This is a genomic window from Leucobacter coleopterorum (assembly GCF_011382985.1).
Classification (GTDB): Bacteria; Actinomycetota; Actinomycetes; order Actinomycetales; family Microbacteriaceae; genus Leucobacter; species Leucobacter coleopterorum.
On sequence record NZ_CP049933.1, the window covers coordinates 2,844,217 to 2,860,719 of the forward strand.

The 16,503-nt window shown below is 56.9% G+C and carries 15 protein-coding genes; 7 read left to right on the forward strand and 8 right to left on the reverse strand.

Features of this window, described 5'->3' with window-relative positions; all coding sequences use genetic code 11:
- Nucleotides 1–203: 203 nt before the first annotated feature.
- Genes G7066_RS13325 through G7066_RS13335 form a run of 3 tightly spaced genes read left to right on the forward strand, consistent with a single transcriptional unit; the run spans nucleotide 204 to nucleotide 4,440 of the window.
- On the forward strand, nucleotides 204–1,790 hold the full coding sequence (locus G7066_RS13325) for a CDP-glycerol glycerophosphotransferase family protein (RefSeq protein WP_166331549.1): 1,587 nt from the start codon (nucleotides 204–206) through the stop codon (nucleotides 1,788–1,790).
- Entirely contained in the window at nucleotides 1,685–1,930 is a 246-nt protein-coding gene (locus tag G7066_RS18020; RefSeq protein WP_166332081.1) for a CDP-glycerol glycerophosphotransferase family protein, read from the forward strand. The genes G7066_RS13325 and G7066_RS18020 overlap by 106 nt, the downstream gene beginning before the upstream one ends.
- Nucleotides 1,927–4,440 (forward strand): bifunctional glycosyltransferase/CDP-glycerol:glycerophosphate glycerophosphotransferase, encoded by a 2,514-nt coding sequence (locus G7066_RS13335; RefSeq protein WP_166331550.1) that lies wholly within the window; start codon nucleotides 1,927–1,929, stop codon nucleotides 4,438–4,440. The genes G7066_RS18020 and G7066_RS13335 overlap by 4 nt, the downstream gene beginning before the upstream one ends.
- Nucleotides 4,441–4,447: 7 nt before the next feature.
- Here the strand turns inward: G7066_RS13335 and G7066_RS13340 are convergent, their stop codons facing one another.
- Entirely contained in the window at nucleotides 4,448–5,050 is a 603-nt protein-coding gene (locus G7066_RS13340) for a hypothetical protein (protein ID WP_166331551.1), read from the reverse strand.
- A 112-nt stretch (nucleotides 5,051–5,162) separates the two neighbouring features.
- The gene (locus G7066_RS13345) at nucleotides 5,163–5,924 is read right to left on the reverse strand and encodes a DUF6056 family protein (protein WP_166331552.1); all 762 of its coding nucleotides are present in this window, start codon (nucleotides 5,922–5,924) and stop codon (nucleotides 5,163–5,165) included.
- A 142-nt stretch (nucleotides 5,925–6,066) separates the two neighbouring features.
- On the opposite strand from G7066_RS13345, the gene G7066_RS13350 reads away from it, so the two are divergent.
- Together G7066_RS13350 and G7066_RS13355 are read left to right on the forward strand one after the other, a co-directional pair.
- On the forward strand, nucleotides 6,067–7,035 hold the full coding sequence (locus G7066_RS13350; protein WP_166331553.1) for a glycosyltransferase family 2 protein: 969 nt from the start codon (nucleotides 6,067–6,069) through the stop codon (nucleotides 7,033–7,035).
- Nucleotides 7,035–7,439: a GtrA family protein gene (locus G7066_RS13355; protein ID WP_205881458.1), complete on the forward strand. Its 405-nt coding sequence runs from the start codon at nucleotides 7,035–7,037 to the stop codon at nucleotides 7,437–7,439. Before G7066_RS13350 ends, G7066_RS13355 begins: the two co-directional genes overlap by 1 nt.
- 54 nt (nucleotides 7,440–7,493) lie before the next feature.
- On the opposite strand, the gene G7066_RS13360 is transcribed toward G7066_RS13355, so the two are convergent.
- Nucleotides 7,494–8,447: a hypothetical protein gene (locus G7066_RS13360; RefSeq protein ID WP_166331555.1), complete on the reverse strand. Its 954-nt coding sequence runs from the start codon at nucleotides 8,445–8,447 to the stop codon at nucleotides 7,494–7,496.
- Between the two features lie 647 nt (nucleotides 8,448–9,094).
- Between G7066_RS13360 and G7066_RS13365 the strand changes: the two genes are divergently transcribed.
- Nucleotides 9,095–9,562 carry an alpha/beta fold hydrolase gene (locus G7066_RS13365; protein WP_166331556.1) on the forward strand — a complete coding sequence of 156 codons (468 nt, stop codon included), beginning with the start codon at nucleotides 9,095–9,097 and terminating at the stop codon, nucleotides 9,560–9,562.
- A gap of 113 nt (nucleotides 9,563–9,675) precedes the next feature.
- Here the strand turns inward: G7066_RS13365 and G7066_RS13370 are convergent, their stop codons facing one another.
- The 4 genes from G7066_RS13370 to G7066_RS13385 all read right to left on the reverse strand — a co-directional run bounded on the left by G7066_RS13370 (nucleotide 9,676) and on the right by G7066_RS13385 (nucleotide 14,250).
- Nucleotides 9,676–10,236, reverse strand: a complete 561-nt coding sequence (locus G7066_RS13370) for a hypothetical protein (protein WP_166331557.1) — start codon at nucleotides 10,234–10,236, stop codon at nucleotides 9,676–9,678.
- Between the two features lie 104 nt (nucleotides 10,237–10,340).
- Complete coding sequence (locus G7066_RS13375) at nucleotides 10,341–11,006, reverse strand: exonuclease/endonuclease/phosphatase family protein (RefSeq protein ID WP_166331558.1); 666 nt, start codon at nucleotides 11,004–11,006, stop codon at nucleotides 10,341–10,343.
- Nucleotides 11,007–11,015: 9 nt separating this feature from the next.
- Nucleotides 11,016–11,996: a prolipoprotein diacylglyceryl transferase gene (locus G7066_RS13380; RefSeq protein ID WP_166331559.1), complete on the reverse strand. Its 981-nt coding sequence runs from the start codon at nucleotides 11,994–11,996 to the stop codon at nucleotides 11,016–11,018.
- A 187-nt stretch (nucleotides 11,997–12,183) separates the two neighbouring features.
- Nucleotides 12,184–14,250, reverse strand: coding sequence for an acyltransferase family protein (locus tag G7066_RS13385; protein WP_166331560.1), 2,067 nt, complete (start codon nucleotides 14,248–14,250; stop codon nucleotides 12,184–12,186).
- Between the two features lie 140 nt (nucleotides 14,251–14,390).
- On the opposite strand from G7066_RS13385, the gene G7066_RS13390 reads away from it, so the two are divergent.
- Nucleotides 14,391–15,434, forward strand: a complete 1,044-nt coding sequence (locus G7066_RS13390) for a polysaccharide pyruvyl transferase family protein (protein WP_166331561.1) — start codon at nucleotides 14,391–14,393, stop codon at nucleotides 15,432–15,434.
- On the opposite strand, the gene G7066_RS13395 is transcribed toward G7066_RS13390, so the two are convergent.
- Nucleotides 15,431–16,474: an N-acetylneuraminate synthase family protein gene (locus G7066_RS13395; RefSeq protein ID WP_166331562.1), complete on the reverse strand. Its 1,044-nt coding sequence runs from the start codon at nucleotides 16,472–16,474 to the stop codon at nucleotides 15,431–15,433. The two genes, G7066_RS13390 and G7066_RS13395, sit on opposite strands and share 4 nt — an antisense overlap.
- Nucleotides 16,475–16,503: the final 29 nt, after the last annotated feature.

A 16,503-nucleotide genomic window follows, 5' to 3' on the forward strand; every position in this document is an offset into this window, starting at 1 on the left:
CTACTTTCCGTCAGAAACAGAATCAATACTGGCTCTACGCAGAAACTGACGATAGATTCGCCTGATTGGGAAAAGTATTGCGATCAAATTAGTGAAGCACTCCAAGGAATCGAGGATCGTTTCCTCTGGCCACCCCCGCCTACAACGGGCGCGTCTTCACTACCATTCAGATACATCTGTTCTTGCTCCGGTTAAAACATCGCATGAGTTTTGTTCCGGTCCAAGGCACAGACGAACTCGGTCCCTACACAACCTTTGCGGGTCAAACGCTTGAGCGACCGTTTGAGATTCGCGTCTCGATCGATTCGATGGACGCGCACGATGGCTTCCTCACCATCCGTGGACGTTTCCCAGCTACGTTCACCTATGGTTCTCGAGACCTCACCCTGCACGTCGGAGAGCACAGCGAAGCTCTCACCGACCAGGGTCGCTACGCTGACACAATTTTGCACGGCCAGAAGCTCGCCCGCGCCCGCACATTCACTGCAAGGGTTCCTCTGCACATGGTATGCGGTCGTCTGGAGTTCCGGTTGGAGACGAAGGGAGAAGTCTCCCCACCATTACCCATTCATTTCAACGGTCCCATCTCAAAGCTCAGCCACAAGTCTCACGCATACTGGGCGATTCCAGGCACGGCGATCCTCACTTCCTCGGCAGAAAACAGCGTCCAGATCACCCCCTACTCAAAGCTGCGCCACGCTCGTGCGGAGGGACGCAGGCAACTTGCACTCCGCATGTTGAATACCCCCGAGCATCGAGCAATAGCTAGGTTGCGACTCAAGTATTTCTTGACACGGCCCAGCTTCAGGAAGCGTCGAATCTGGATGTACGCAGATCGCATTGTAAAAGGCGGCGACAATGGCGAGTACGCCTTCCGCTATGCGGTCACCCAACGCGACGGTATCGAGAAACACTACGTGTTACAGCCAGGAACTACCCTAGCTACTCATTTCCGAGATTCTAGCTTGCCGTTTCTTGCATTCGGCACTGATAAGCAACGCTTGCACTACCTGAATGCGGAGGTTGTGTTTGCTACCAGGCTCGGCCCTGCTGCCACTTTTGGTCTCCAGCAACATAGCCAAGGAATTCGGGACTTACTCAACTCGCGAACGGTCTATATGAACCACGGACTGGTGGTCGATAAGCTCGATTTCGCACTCAACGTTGGGTATACCGGGTTCGACCGAATCTGCGTGGTCTCCGAGGGGGAACGCAGCAACCTAACAGCACCGAACTATGGCTATGCCACACAGCAGGTTGTGTCGACCGGTTTCGCGCGTTACGATGGGCTACACTCGTCACCCAATCGAACGATCTTGCTGGCTCCCACTTGGAGAGCAAATCTACACCGACCACAGCGTGGCAATGCGACAGCCGAGGAGCATCGGGCGTTCCGGCAAACCCCCTACTTCCACACGTTCAACTCACTCATCAACAATCCGCGACTTCATCAGATGCTGCACGACTACGATTTTCGTCTCGTGTTTTTGCTCCATCCCAATGTCGGGTCTCAGCTCAGCGACTTTTCCTCAACTTCAGATCGGGTTGAGATTCACGCCGCTACCGATGACGTGAGCTACGAACAGCTCTTGACACAGGCCAACATCATGGTCACTGACTACTCGGGTGTGCAGTTTGATTTTGCTCACATGGGTAAGCCCCTCGTGTACTTTCACCCCCCGAGATCCCCTCACGCTACCGCGAGGATTCATTCAGCTACGACCGTGACGCATTCGGACCAGTTGCGACGACCGAAGATGAGCTACTCGATCAATTGCAGGAGAATCTAGAACGGGGTTGCACTCTGGAGCCATGCTTCGTGGAGCGCATCGAACGTTTCTTTTCTCACCTTGACCACAAAAATGCTCAACGAGTTTACGATGTGGGAATCGAACTTACGCAGAGCCAGAAACACGAGACCGCCAAGTGATTCAGCAAACCATCACACATGAGCTCAATCGTCCACAGGCTGAGTGGGACCTACTGCGGCCGCACACCACACTCATCGTTGCCTGCTACAGGGTAGAGAAATACCTACCAGCGTTCCTCGATTCATTGGAACAGCAGGATGTCGACCACGCAGGCTACGAACTTATCTTTGTGAACGATGGCTGCCCTCAGGGGTCTGACGAAGTCGTGAGGGAGTGGATGCAGACGAGTAACTACGCGGTACGTCTCGTGTCCAAGCCAAACGGTGGGGTTGCTTCTGCTCGAAACATCGGCTTGGGGCATGCGCGTGGTGCCTGGGTTTCACACCCCGACCCCGATGACAGACTCGATTCGGAGTACCTGATCACAATCGAAACAGCTCGTGATCAATTCCCCCAAGAAACAATGTTTGCCGCACGTGCGATTCTCTCCAACCCTGCTGGTGAGGAGACAGGGCACACCTTGGATGCGCGCTATGCCGGCACAGGCACCTCCATCATCGATCTCAATCTACAGCCGCGCCTCATCCACACTCTCGGTGGAGTGGTGTTCTTCAAACGCGATCTTATCGAGAGCAACGACCTTCGATTTCAAGAAAGCCTCCTCCAATCGTCTGACACTGATCTCATTGGACACTTCCTGTTGTGCAACGAAGCGAGATACGTCATCGTTCCGGGCGCTCGCTACTTCTACATGCGACGCTCCGACGGTTCCTCCATCGTTTCCACGCACAGTGGAAACATGGCTCGTTACGCTTCCCTGTTTGCCAACTCTCACATGAAGATGCTTGAACGGGCCGGGGAGGACTGCCCGCCCTGGCTTGCAAATCTGCTGCTCTACTTTGTGTTCATGCTGTTCAGACGAAATCGTCGATTGAACACGCCAGTCGATCTAGTGTCGAAAGGCGATCTAGCGACCATCCGCGAGCTTCTTCAGGCAAATCTGCGCCGTATCGGCACCAAGAACATCAGCCGTTTCGACCTTTTTGCGATCCCAATCGAGTTTCGGATGGCATGGCTCGCGGCGGTTGAAAAGCTTCCCTCTTCTCCCGTCGAGCACCTCAGCTGGCACCCCGCCACAAAAACCCGCAAAGTCGCCGTGTACACAAGCTCACCCGTCAAACCGTTGGATATTGGCGAGGGCGGACGGCGGCGAGGCATCATCGACTGGAAAAGCCGCACCGTGGAGTTCCTTGGCGGTGTATGGATCTATCAACACGTCTTTCGTATCAGCGCCGCGTCGCCCGCACCGGTTCGATTAGAGTGCTTTGAGAAGGAGTACACGCTCGAATTCAACGGAAACGTGCTGAACCCCAGCGAAATCCGAGCGCGATCGGGTCTCGAACCCCCGCTTGTCGTTCAGCCCAAGCGGCCCCGCAGCGCACCGAAGGTCGTGCCACCAAGCTCGAAACTCCGTCGCTGCCTCAAAGCAACCGGACTCTTGCGCGGACCAAACTGGGTATTTCTCGCGGATACACAGCACGAGACCCTACAGTGCGAGCTTCTGTATAAAGAAACTGCCCGGGCCTGGCGAGGCGCACGAGCATGTTTTGTTGCCGAGCAAGATTCTCCTCGGTTCACACAGCTCGAAAAGTCCGGGTTCCGGGTACTGGCAGCGGGATCCAGAGCACACTTTGAAGCCATGCAAACCGCCCAGTTCGTCGTGACTCCCCAAATTGGCGCCTTGGCTCTTGACCCGTTTCCCGGCCAGAACATATCGAGAGCCTGGCGGATCGTGCTTCTTCCGGAGCAAGCCCAAGACAGGCTTGCGTACCGACAAGCCGCCATGGATCATGCGGAATCTGTGCCCGTCTCGACTTCCGTTGAGTTTGACCGCCTTGCGGGGCGCTATAGTCGCACCAGCTTACTCACGAGTGATGTCGTTCTCACCGGACTTCCGCGCCACGACCTCCTTGAAAGGCTTAGAACAGCACCGTTCGACATCGCTATCGCACCAGACTGGCCGCATTCACTGCCTCACCCATCCACGATTGAGGCGGGGTCCCTGCTGGAGATACAGAACACAACCTTCGTGCGTTCCTGGGTAACCTTCTTGGCCTCTGAATCGTTGCGTCAGTTTATAGAAAGAACGGGTCGCAGGGCAAAACTACTACTCCCACAGGGTGTTCCGTCCTCGCTCTTTTCACCGCCAAAGACCATCGAAGTTGTCTCAGGGCTTCGGTCTTGCCTCGAAGCAATCGCAGCTTCGGCAGTGCTCCTGACCGACTTCTCACCTCACGCGCGCGATGCGGCCTACCTCGGTCGCCCGACCGTCTACCTGCAAGAGGATCCTGGGGCCACTCTAGGCGCACCGGACAGCCCTCTCGCACAGGCCTTCGCCTTCCGCAACGAAGGCTTCGGCCCCGTCGTTAGGTCGCATCCGGAGGCCGTCGAGGCTCTCGAAGCTTTGCTCCAAGCAACACCCACTCTCTACCAGGATCGGATCCGTGAGGCCTTCCAGTTTCGGGACGGGAAGGCGAGCGCGCGGATCGTACAGGAGTTGCAGCGGTAATCGAGGTTTACTCGAAGACCACCTTTACCCGCTTCGTCACCTTGCAGATCCGCTCTTCATCGCAGGAATACTCCTGCAGAGAAACAGCATACGCTTTCCCCTCGAGCGCACGGTGAATGAGGCTGGTAAACGGGTAGCTTCTGAGGTGAATCTCTTCCTCCCCGGCAGACTTCTGCTGCTCAGCAGAGATCTTGTTCTTCACATCTACGACCTTGTTGACAGCCATAACGCCCATGAGCGAGCTAGCTGCAATTGATACCATCACAAGAATGGTCGTTGCAGCGTAGCGAACCCTGCCCAACCGATTGAGCGTCGGGGCGAGCACTATGAAGACCCCGACCAAGAAACAGGCAACCGTGACATAGAAGTTCCTGGGGCCGAAGGGCCCGATCAGCAGGAAGGGCGAAGCAACAAGAACGCCAGCGATTATCCAGATGGCCGCTTCCCTGTTCTTGGAACGGCTTGTTGGCCACAGGCTGATAACCATCGCGGCACAAAACACCAAGAAAACAAGCAGCACACCTGCACCGACTGCCACCTTCAACGATCCGCCAAGGTCACTGACCTTGACCTGCTGCAAGATAAGGAGGGCAGCGGCAGCGCCAAGCATAACCGCGGGGCAATCCTAGCACCCCTTGCGTTCTTCCAGAGCCGACCACCGGCTGCCACGGCCAGCGCGATACCGAAATAGAAAATTGCGTTGTCCAGCACAAGGTGCTGACTCAGAAGCGGGATGTTGTCTGCGAGCCGAGAGACCAGCCCCCTAGCGGGCTGCTGTCATCGATCATCGGGCGGTAAGCGTCTTCCCCCGAGAGTACCTTTCGGTACCCGGGCGAGCCGAACATCAGAACTGCACCAACGATGGCACCGGCCAAGAAGGCTGCCTCTGCAAAGGAGAATCGTCGCTGAACAAGTCTGAGGACTGTCAACCCAACCGCCGCGACGACGAGGGCGACGGTAACTGTCTCCATATACAAACAGGCCGCTACCGAGAGGGGAAGGATCGCAGCGGCGCGCCAACGACCACGTAGGTCACGGAGCAGAACAACCAGCAGCAGCGCCAGAAAGACCGGGACCGCATAGTTGTAGTAACCCGCTGACCAGGTGATTGCCTGCCGCAGAATCGGAACCGATGGAACAATCGAGAACATCAGGATTACCGGAATAGCCGGCAGGTACCGCACCCTGGCCAAGCGGGTGATAGCCCATACGATCCCTAGGGAAATGGCTGCTCGAACTAGGGCATTGAGAACAGACGGTTCGAGAAACGCAAAGTGCATCGAGTTGCCAAGAATGCGTCCGTTGAGACTTGTGTAGAAGCCCTCCACAAACCCAAAGAAGTCGGGTCCACCCACCCGCGCTCGCGCCAGGTTAGACATCCTCGAAAAATCATCGCCGCTGTAAACCGTCAGCATGAAGAACACGAACAGAAATGCGTACATGCCCAGGTAGAGATACAGCTTGCGGGGATTTTTTTTCAACACGGTCCTTCACTCTATCCCAGTAATCTGCCTCGTTACTCTCTATCCGAAATCAATGTGCGTCCTGCCGCTATACTTGTGTCTATTCGCGCGCGTCCGATTCTGCACACAAGCCAACCTTTAATCGAACCAGTAGGCCCCCGCATTGACCAAGGAACTTCCAGCTAACCCAACCTTCTCCGTTGTCGTCCCGGTATTCAATGAAGAAGCTGGTGTCAAAGATTTTCACGAGAAGTTGCTTCTACCCGAACTCGAGCGACTCGGGCTCGATTTCGAGATCGTTTACGTCAATGACGGCAGCCGCGACAATACGCTCAGCATCATTACAAGAATCGGTCGCGAAGATCCTCGAGTTCGTGTTGTCGCACTTTCCCGAAACTTCGGAAAAGAAATTGCCACCACCGCGGGCATCCACATGGCCCGAGGAGAGGCAACCGTCATCATGGACGGTGACGGGCAACATCCGCCTGCGATGCTCGCTGAGTTTATTGAGAAGTGGCGTAACGGTGCCCAGGTAGTGGTTGGCATTCGCACGAAGAATGAAAACGAGGGCCTTGTTAAGCGGTGGGGATCAAAGATCTTCTACTCGCTTTTCAATGCAACTTCTGGAGCAACGCTTGTTCCTCGCTCCACCGACTACCGCCTGATTGATCGCGAAGTCCGCGAGGCTTTTATTGAGTTCCCCGAGCGCCAGCGCATCACCCGCGCACTTATTGACTGGCTCGGCTTTGACCGCAGTTACGTAGAGTTTGACTCACCCGCACGCCTTGCAGGGGAAGCCAGCTACTCTGTCAGGCAATTGACACGTCTCGCGATCAATAGCTATATCTCGCTTTCGCTCAAGCCGCTCTATTTCTTCGGGTGGGTTGGCGCGGCCATCACGCTGCTCTCGTTTATCGTAGGGATTTTTGTGTTCGTCGAGCAGTTCCTGATGGGAGATCCGCTCGGCCTCAAGTTCACCGGAGCTGCCCTTCTAGGAGTCTTCGTGGCTTTTCTCGTTGGCATCGTGCTCATTTCGCAAGCCATGGTCGCGGCCTACATGGCACACATTTACGAGCAGACGCAAGGACGGCCTCTCTTCACCGTCAATCGTCCCCGATCAGTGAATCTGTGATGCGAGCCCGACTTCGCTCAGTTTTCAACTCGAGCGGGTTTCGCTACCTGATTACCGGCGGTCTAGGATTCCTTGCTGAACTCGTCACGATTTGGATCGCTCGAGACGTCTTTAGAGCTAGCTCGATCATTGCGGTGGGCATTAGCTTCTGGGTTGGCATGCTCGCTTCGTTCCTCATGCAGAAGCTCTTCACCTTCCGGAATACTCAGAAGACAGCTATTGCGCTCACCAGGCAGTCCATTTCGTTTGCGGTGCTGGTCGTGATCAACTATACGTTCACCCTCGGCTTCGTTGCGCTCATGGATCCCGTTTGGTCTTCGCCAGAGCTATCAAGGGCCATAGCACTCCTCATCACCACAGTGTGGAACTACCTCGCGTACAAGTACATTATCTTTCGCCGATGAAACATAGAAAGAGCACCCGCCGAGATCTTCACGGCGGGTGCTCTTAATCACTAATTACTTGCTCTTGGCAGAGACAGAGTTGTAACCGGGGGAATACGCGACTCCACCGACCTTCACGTACATGCGCCCACCGCGACCGCCAACATTATGCCACTTCGAAATGTTGATGGTTGCCTTCGTGCTCATGCCCTTGTAGGCCTTGAGTCGGCTCGTACCCACCTTCATGTAGGTGGTCTGACCGGTTGGCTTGTAGTAAGCGCTCACCCATGCACCAGCCTGGTACTCCGGTGCTGTAACACTCAGGGGGAACGTCTGCCACGCGTAGGCCGTACCCGAGAAGCCGGTGTTGTTGCGTGATGCTGCCGGGTTGGCATTCACCGTGAAGAACTTAGCTGTCGAGATGGTCTTCTTCACGTAGGTCTTACCGTTCCAGGTGCTGCGGGTAACCGGCACGGCCAACTTGTATACACCGGGTGTGGTGTAGTAGCTCGCCGAGACCTTAACGGTGCTGGGCTTTGCGGGATCGATCCTGGTATATGGCCCAGCGGCATTCGCCTTGATAACCCACTTTGGCAGGACGCCAGCGTTCTTCTTGACGAGAGTTGCTGTCGGGCTTCCGTAGTTCGCCGTCCACATGCCGTAGTAGTTGTTGGAGGTTACCTGGGGGCCGTTGAAGGTGACCTTTGCAGTCTTGTACACAGTTCCCGGCTTAGTGGGTGTCTGCAGCGCGGGCAGGTTGGCAACTGCCAAGCTACCGAAAGAACCCGACACGAGAGGTGCTGCAGAAGAGTCACCCTCCTCAAGCCCCTGGAACTCCTCCGACGCAGGAGCAGCTTGGAGCTTCTGCTCAGACTTCACCAGCTTGTCCTTAGACTGAGCGGTCGCTTCGTTGTTCGTGCTACTGTCGATGCTCGTTCCGGACTCAGCAAACGCTGGGCTCACGAAACCCAGCGGAAGCGTGAGAGCAGCTACCGCAGCTACTCCCAATTTCAGTGTTTTGTTGCGCATGCGCGTGTTCTCCTTGTTATTTTCAAGCGTTTTTCTCGCTGCGCGAACGGCTCTAGCAGTATCCAATGCGGCATTGAAAGAAAAACGGAGTGGGGCCCCCTAAGCAATGAGGGTACTATACTTTTTGCAATGCGAAACCGTGAGGGAAAGAATTGTGCTAAGCATGAGGGCCAATTCAATGGACAGTCGACAAGTCAGACGAGGTCCTTTCCCTCACAAAGCGGTCTGCAAATAACCAACCAGATGCCATCGATCCAAGAGTAAATAGGTCGCAAAAATTACGCGAGTTTGAAGACCCTGTGGCTATCTAAAAGCCGCGAGACCATCGGCTGGTGCATTACTACAGTGCGTCTTGTTCAACTCACGCCGCCCCTGTTTCGTCCGTTAGCGTGGAGTCCGTTAGTCGACAGTGAGGCGGCTGCGCCACCTCGGCGACACCCGACGCGGCCAAAGCCGACAGTTCATCTTCCAAGGAGTCGAGCAGCAGCTCCACCCCTCCGAAGCGAACAAGTAAAGACGTTGCCTTCAAAGGCGTCTCTATTCACACCGAGTGCAGCGGCCCAACGGACTCAGGCAAACCGACCGTCGTACTCATTACAGGCGTGATGGACTCCCTCACCGCGGAGGTCCTGACAAGCGATTCCATTATGCTCGCTGGGCACTCATTAGGAGACATGATCGCTGCGCAGTACGCTGCTGACTATCCCAAAGAGGTTGCCTCGGTCGTGCTGATCGACGCAATTCCTCCCCGCGCGATTGTGGAGATTCCCAAGCTCATTCCTGAGACTGAGCCGGCAGACAAACCAGCAGGCGCCTCCCGGGCCGAGATCATGAGCATGACCAGCGGCGAGAACCCCGAGCGCCTGATGGTCACCGGTGATCCGCTTACGCCGATCGGAGATACTCCACTAACCGTTATCCGCCACGGACTCGACCTCTTCGCAGAGATCCCCACCTACGGCACGCAGCTCGACGAAATCTGGGTTGCCGGCCAAGAAGAGTGGCTAGCCCTCTCTTCTGAGAGCAGCATGGTCGTGGCTAAGACAAGCGGTCACTACATCTACGATGACCAGCTCTATCTCGTGGTAGACGATGTTATTAAGGCGCTCGGCTAGGCCACTACTGCCCTGCACCAAAACTGACAGTTCCCCTGGTAGTACGACTTCTCATAGAGGAATCGCTCTGCCAGGGGAACTTCATGGGATCGTGCCGGATCAACCGCACACTGTCAGGGGCGAGGGCGGATTGCTGTGCGCAAGACCACCTTCGGTGGCATCTCCGGGGCAAATTGCCGAAACATTGCGGCGAGTTCACCCGGCCCAGCCGGCTGGCCAGTGTCCGCTCGTACGAGTCCGTGCTCGGGAATCACGGCGCACTGACCCCTGGCAAAACCGGCCAACACAAACCCGTGAGACACGGCCATCGAGGTCATGTCTGCGAGGGTGAAGGCGATCGTAGTGCCGCCCAGCGCATAGTGCACGTGAGATGCTGTCACCCTCCAGACAGCAGCTGGCTGCGACTCATAGCGTCGAGCGGCCTCCCGGAGTTTAAGGAAGACGACACCCCAGAGCGCAAACAGCAGGAACGCGATGAACCCGACCACCACAAGCGAGCCTGCGGTGAGGCGACCTTCCACGGCAAGCGAAAGAAACGCGATGAACGCGGCAATACACACGGTGACTACTGAGATGAGGATAAGACCGCGGTACCCAGAGCCAACTCGAGACACCGCAAGGGTGTCCGTCCACGGGGGTCGCGTCGCGTTATAAAAGATAATCTGATCGGTCACAGAGTTTAACCTTATTGTGCGTAAGTCTCCCCGGGTCTCATTCTATCGCCGCCTGCCCCACTACCCAATTGTGTAGTGAGGCAGACGGGCCGCCCGGCCTTAGCTCAGCTCACGTACTGCAACTGGTACTGCGCAACAATCATGCGGTGGTCCGAGGCAAGATAGTCCTTCAGGTTGGTGTCAACGCTGCTGGTGTTCAGTCGCATCGACGTGACCGAGTAGCTGCGGACTTTCAGAGTATCCGCTGGGACCTTGAGCAACGCGTGGTCGATGACGACTCCGTCTCCCATGATCGTCTCGTTCGGAAGGTTGGTACCCCAGGCGGCAAGCTCTGGGGTGTCCTTCGCAGGTTTGGTGTAGTCAGGACCCTGAAACTTGTATCCGGTGTAATTGATCAGCGCATACGGGCCGGTCTGAATTGCGTTCTCCGCCGCAGTCTTACTTGTCTTTTGATAGACCGCGTTGAAGTCGCCCGTAATCATCATCGGTACAGTCGGTGTCTCGACGGAGGGAGATGCACAAACCGCAGCGCAGGCGTTGCTGCCCGTGTTGCGTGCGATTCGTTTGGCCAGCTCACGCTGGTAAGCCGTTGACTGTGCATAAGCACTTGGAAACTTAGTTCCATCTCTAAGGGTCTTCTCACCTGGGCTAAACGAATTCTCTGTAGGCAGATGAACATTGGTTACCACCAGCTTGTTCGCTCCATGGGTGGAGCCGACGCGCTGAAACTTCGCAGACACAAACACTTGCCCCTGGGTCGGAGTGAGCATACGGAGCTCCTACATGGCGCTTCCCTTCATGAGCGTTCCCTCCACAGAAACGAAGGTGCCGCTCGGTTGGGAGTTCGTCACGAGTTTGTACTGCGACGCCTGGTAGTAGATTTCTGCCTTCTCCCCGTAGCGCTTCTTCTGGTCCGCGGCGAGTTTTGAGTAACCGGGGCAAATTTTCTCCCTGTCAGCACTGCTCAGTTCCGCCTTCGTGAAGCCCAGGCTCTTCATCAGGGCCGCAACCTCCTTGCGATACGTGCTCTCTTTGACCTGTCCTGTTGAGGTCCAACTCGACCACACCGGATCGTCGGTAATCTCTTGCAGGTTCACAACGTCCACGTTTGCATCGCTGATAACAGCTTTTACGTGAGCCTTTCGGACTGTCCAAGAGCCCTTCTTGATGCAGTTTTGCACGGCCTTTGGGAACTGCTGCATGCATCTATCCCAGAGCTGCTTGCTCACGTTGCCAAACTCATAGGGGTTCGTACTCTTGTTGTCAACGCGTGTCCGATAGTACAGATTCTTTTGAGTGCAGTATCCCTCACTGATTCGATCCTCAGTGCACATACGAAAACCCGGAAAGTAGTCCGAGTGGCCGAGGTTGAAGGAACCGATCCTGGCGCACCCACTAACGCGAGCACCGTTGACCACGCAGCTGGCCTGTGCAGAGGTCGCTGCGAGTTCAGCCGCCGACGCACCCTCGGCGAGCTCGGCCGGCTCCCCAGCACTGGATCGCGCCGCGTCACCCTCCGGAATAAGCTCTGTGTTCTGCTCTTCCGGGGTCTCCATGCCTGGCACGTTCTCAACCTCAGGAGCGGTTACGTCTTCCTCTTCGGGAGCAATCTCAGCGTCTCCCTGAGCGTCCTGGGAGGAATCCACATCTTCGCCCTCAGAGGTATCCTCAACAGGGAGAGCATCTTCCTCGACACTCACAGTGGGGAGGGCTTCAGCGGATGAAGAGTAGCCCGGGGTGAGTGCCGTCGTTGCAACCAATAAAGCAAGCGCTCCGACCGAAAGTCGTGCTATAGATATTCGCGTGTTTCCTCCGTTTACTTCTCAGATTCAGTGAGGGCATAGAGCAATGCTGCTCTTCGGGAGTTTAGGTCTTATTCAGATCAGATACCAAGCTCCCTGGTTCCACAGGGTTGAGACGCAAAACCACAGCACACGACAGCGCCACTCACCGATCCCACAGGCCCAAGTTCACCCTCGAGTCCTGCAGCTTCTGCTCGAGTGGGGTCACCAAAGAGTTTGAATAGGTCGCCGTGAGATGCTGGTCATCCCGCCAAATGAGCACGTTCCCAATGACCGGCGCACACGAGGCAGCCGGGCATATCCAATCGTTCATGTTGATCAGCTTCGTGTCTTGCATGCCGTGCTGAGCTGGGATCTCGGGTGTGCTCAGCGCATCAACCGCTTCTGCGCGCGGCACCGCGCACTCGGTGAGCTGATCCGGGTGCGCAGACACGCACTCGGGAACGTCGATGCCCATGCGAGGAATGTCTTGAAGGACAGCGACCGGGATTCCCGCGTCATTGAGTTGCTGCCAGGTTCTGCGGAGCCCCTCAGCAAAGGGCTCCTCGCTCTGCGCGAGGGTGAGCTGGCCGTCATCCCAAAGTGCACGCTTTGCGGAGTTGCTCGTAACAACAAGGTCAGGCTGTTCTTCAATGAGCTTCTGCGTCACACGATCATTCCAATCGGTGCACGCATCGTAGCGCTCGCCCTCGCCCTTCAGCGTCACAACATCGGCGAACGGGCAGGCCGATTTTGTAAACACCCGCAGACGCCAGCCATGCTTTTCAGCCAGGGGGGTCATCGCGGGAGCCCAGTTCGCGGCGTGAGAATCGCCGACGAGAGCGACCGTGGTGTCGCCGTTTTCGTCCCCGAGCGTGCAACCAGGGTTCTGTGTAAACCCCTGGTCGGCGTGGCATCCAGTCTCGTAAATCACCGAGTTGTCGTCGCGCGCCTCGATCGCTGAGGGTGTGAAACCCCCCGGCACACTATCAACTGGTTCGCCAGCCCCCGGATCATCCACGAGTGCCATCGCCCCGAGTGCAGTGGACGGATCCACTCCACCGCCCTGCCGCGTTACCGGAGCCACAAACACACCCGCACCCACGAGCACAGAAACGAGCATCAAGCCAGCACCCGCGAACAGCGATGCTGAGACACGTTCCTTGAGCCGTGACCAATTGCGGAAGGGGTTCTCAATGAGACGGTAACTCAACCATGCCGGCACAAACGACAGGATCACCACAATAATCCCGTGCCTGAAGCGCAGCTCTTCGCCGAGCATGTAGGTCGCAACAACGACAAGCGGCCAGTGCCACAGATAGAGCGAGTAGGAGATATCACCGACCCACCGCATGGGTCGTATCGACAGCAGCACACCCACTCCACGGGTGCTGCGGCCGTTCATTCCACCGACGATGACCGCTGCGGCACCGAGCGTTGGTAGTAGCGCGGCAGCACCAGGGAACGGGGTCGCCGCGGTGTAAAAGATGCTCGCAGAGGCGATCCCACCGATCCCAACCCAACCGACAATCAGGCCGGGGAGGGTTGGGATGCGCTCAAGCTGGACCGCAAACACCGCGACAAGCGCCCCGATCGCGAGCTCCCAAAGTCGTGTGGTCGTTGCGAAGTACGCTGGCGCAGGGTCACTCGCGGTATAGGTGACAGACCAGAGCAGCGACGGGATCAGAAGAATCAGAACCCCTGCCCGTAGAGACCACTGCGTGGCCGTGTTTCGGGTTTGTTCGTTGCGCAGGCGGCGCACAAAGAGCAGCAGCAGCAAAATGATCAGTGGCCAGACAATGTAGAACTGTTCCTCAACGGCGAGTGTCCAGAAATGCTGCAGCGGGCTCGCCGCCACGTCGGCATTCAGATAGTCAGTGTTTGCCGCGAGCACCCAGTTGACTACGTACACCGCTGCCGCGGCAATCTCTATGCCAATGTCTTGCCAACGAATCTGCGGCAGGAAGAGCACCGTCAAGATTCCAGTCGCGACCAGCACGATTGTGGCTGCTGGCAGGATCCGACGCGCTCGTTTGGCGTAGAAGCTCGCGAGCCGAATGCGGCCCGTCGCCGTGGCCTCGCGCAGCAGAATACCCGTGATGAGGTATCCAGAAATGACGAAGAATACGTCTACCCCGACAAAGCCTCCCGGCAGAAAGGGGGCGTTCGCGTGAAACAGCAACACGACACCAACTGCGACGGCTCGGAGGCCCTGAATATCAGGCCGGAACATGCTTCCAGGTATGCGGGGTCGCGCATCCCTGCTAAGCACAACGTTCTGAGTCACTAATACCTTTCGAGCACACTCTCCGCCACCCCCGCAATCTTACGTGATCACGTCGTGTACGGTTGCAGAGGCAGGAAGGTGACACTATGTCGGTAGCACTCACGCACGGCGCAAAGAAAAACGTTGGCGACTACTTGATCCACTCAAGGGCGCGTAAGCTGTGGAAACACCTTGCCCCAGAGGTAGACCTCTTCTCAGTGCCGCGCTGGGAAGCAGCCGCGCTCCCTTTAGACGCGCAATCGCTCATTTTGTGCGGTGGACCGGGGTTCACGCCGCGGATGGTCGAGGGTGTCTTCCCAATCGTAAAGACGGCACTCGAGCGAGATATACCGATTTCTGGACTCGCGCTTGGCTGGCAGGGGCTGCCCAAGCGCAACCCCGGCTCGTTTGCGATGACGGCCAGAAGTGTCGCAACCCTACGGAGCATCGCTAACTCGGGAGCGCCGATCTCCGTGCGCGACGACGTGACTCAAGACATCGCGCGGCAGTTCGGGATCGACACGATCCGCACCGGATGCAGTGCTTGGTATTCGATCCCTGATCTCGGCCGGACTCCTTTGCCCACCTCTGAGTCACCACAAACTATTGTGTACACGACTCCCGCACAGCCCTCTAACACTCGTGAATCGATCGCGATCATGCGCGCCCTTCGCCGTAAATTCCGGGGAGCACGCCTCATCGCTTCCTTCCACCGCGGCATTCGCCCCGATGTTCAAACCACAAAGAAGCAAAGCGCACCGCTCATTGCACAGGCGGCTGCTGCACGTGTCCTAGGGTTTGAAGTTCGCGATGTCTCCTACGACCTTTCAAAGATCGACTTTTATCGCGAGAGCGACCTGCACATTGGTTACCGAGTACACGCACACCTCGACTATGTCAGCCGCCGTATGCCAAGCATTCTGATCAGCGAAGACGGCCGCGGATTCGGCCAAACCGAAACGCTTCACGGCAAGAATCATGTTCTTTGGGCGGGGAGCAAGAATCTGCTGGAACGGCTCGATCGCAGACTTACCACTGAGATTTCTGGCGGCTGGCCGTCACTGGCCCACGCGGTTGATGTTATTGAGAACAGCTATCCGGTCATGCGAGAGGTGATCCTCACGCAAGCAATCCTGGGTTCGAGGGCCTAATCAGCCAGATCCCCCTCAAGGATTGGGTCATCTTTCTGCTTGTTTGCCGTTAGGCGGCGCCCAATCACCGAGTCCCATCGCGCAACCTCAAGACCGGTGTTGGCTCGCAATGCGATGAGATCGCTCTCAGCTACCACGGTTTCGGTGGGGAGATCTCGGGTGACAAAAATCCTTCGACGAGCGTTTGCCACGGCCTCATGCTGTGCGGCAATATCGGGGTTGCCATCACCAGCTAGGCGGCGGACAGTTTCAAGTGAGGTTACATAGCTGCGCAGTTGTGCCTCATCGAAAGCGTGATAGTGGTCGTTGCCCACGCCATTGCGGTCGTCAGTGAAGTGCTTCTCGATGATCCTCGCACCCATAATCGCAGCCATATCGATCGCGGGAAGCGTACCGTCTGTCGACGGAGCGACGTGATCCGAGTAACCAATCACAGCACGATCCCCAAACCGCGATCGTAGACTCTCAATGCCCAGCAGGTTCGCATGCTCCTGCGGAGTGGGGTAGCGCAGAACGCAGTGAAGCAGGGCGATTTGCTCGGCACCAGCTTGCTCGAGGAGCTCAAGCGCCCAGTCGACCTCGTCGTAGGTTGATGCACCAACCGAAAGGATCACGGGCTTACCCGTTCCCGCCACAGCCCGGAGTAGCGGAACATTGGTCAGATCTGCCGACGCGATCTTCACGGCGGGCATGAGCGGTGCGAGCATGCCAACCGATTCAAGGTCGAACGGGGTCGAAAGGAAGTCGATACCGACCTCGGCACAGAACCCGGCGAGCGCCCGATACTCGTCAGCACCGAAGGTGTCGTATCGCTGAAACAGCTCATACTGCGAGGTTGTGGCTTCCTGCGAAGTGTCCCAGTAAGAGGGGCTGTTCCGTGCGCTCGCGAGCGTTGCGGCCTTGTAGGTCTGAAACTTCGCAGCGTGTCCGCCGGCGCGGGCCACAGATTGGATCATGGCTCGTGCACGATCCAGCGATCCCTCATGGTTCACACCGATCTCGGCGATGATGTAAGGGTCAGCGTATGAGCGTTCAAACATTGGTGTCTTGCACCTTTCAAACTGGCGTT

What these genes read in the sequence shown, in the direction of transcription:
- G7066_RS13325 (WP_166331549.1), top strand. Translation starts at nt 204, where the DNA reads ATGAGTTTTGTTCCGGTCCAAGGCACAGACGAACTCGGTCCCTACACA.
- G7066_RS13340 (WP_166331551.1), bottom strand. Translation starts at nt 5,050, where the DNA reads ATGCTTGGCGCTGCCGCTGCCCTCCTTATCTTGCAGCAGGTCAAGGTC.
- G7066_RS13355 (WP_205881458.1), top strand. Translation starts at nt 7,035, where the DNA reads ATGCGAGCCCGACTTCGCTCAGTTTTCAACTCGAGCGGGTTTCGCTAC.
- G7066_RS13360 (WP_166331555.1), bottom strand. Translation starts at nt 8,447, where the DNA reads ATGCGCAACAAAACACTGAAATTGGGAGTAGCTGCGGTAGCTGCTCTC.
- G7066_RS13365 (WP_166331556.1), top strand. Translation starts at nt 9,095, where the DNA reads ATGCTCGCTGGGCACTCATTAGGAGACATGATCGCTGCGCAGTACGCT.
- G7066_RS13375 (WP_166331558.1), bottom strand. Translation starts at nt 11,006, where the DNA reads ATGCTCACTCCGACCCAGGGGCAAGTGTTTGTGTCTGCGAAGTTTCAG.
- G7066_RS13385 (WP_166331560.1), bottom strand. Translation starts at nt 14,250, where the DNA reads ATGTTCCGGCCTGATATTCAGGGCCTCCGAGCCGTCGCAGTTGGTGTC.
- G7066_RS13390 (WP_166331561.1), top strand. Translation starts at nt 14,391, where the DNA reads ATGTCGGTAGCACTCACGCACGGCGCAAAGAAAAACGTTGGCGACTAC.
- G7066_RS13395 (WP_166331562.1), bottom strand. Translation starts at nt 16,474, where the DNA reads ATGTTTGAACGCTCATACGCTGACCCTTACATCATCGCCGAGATCGGT.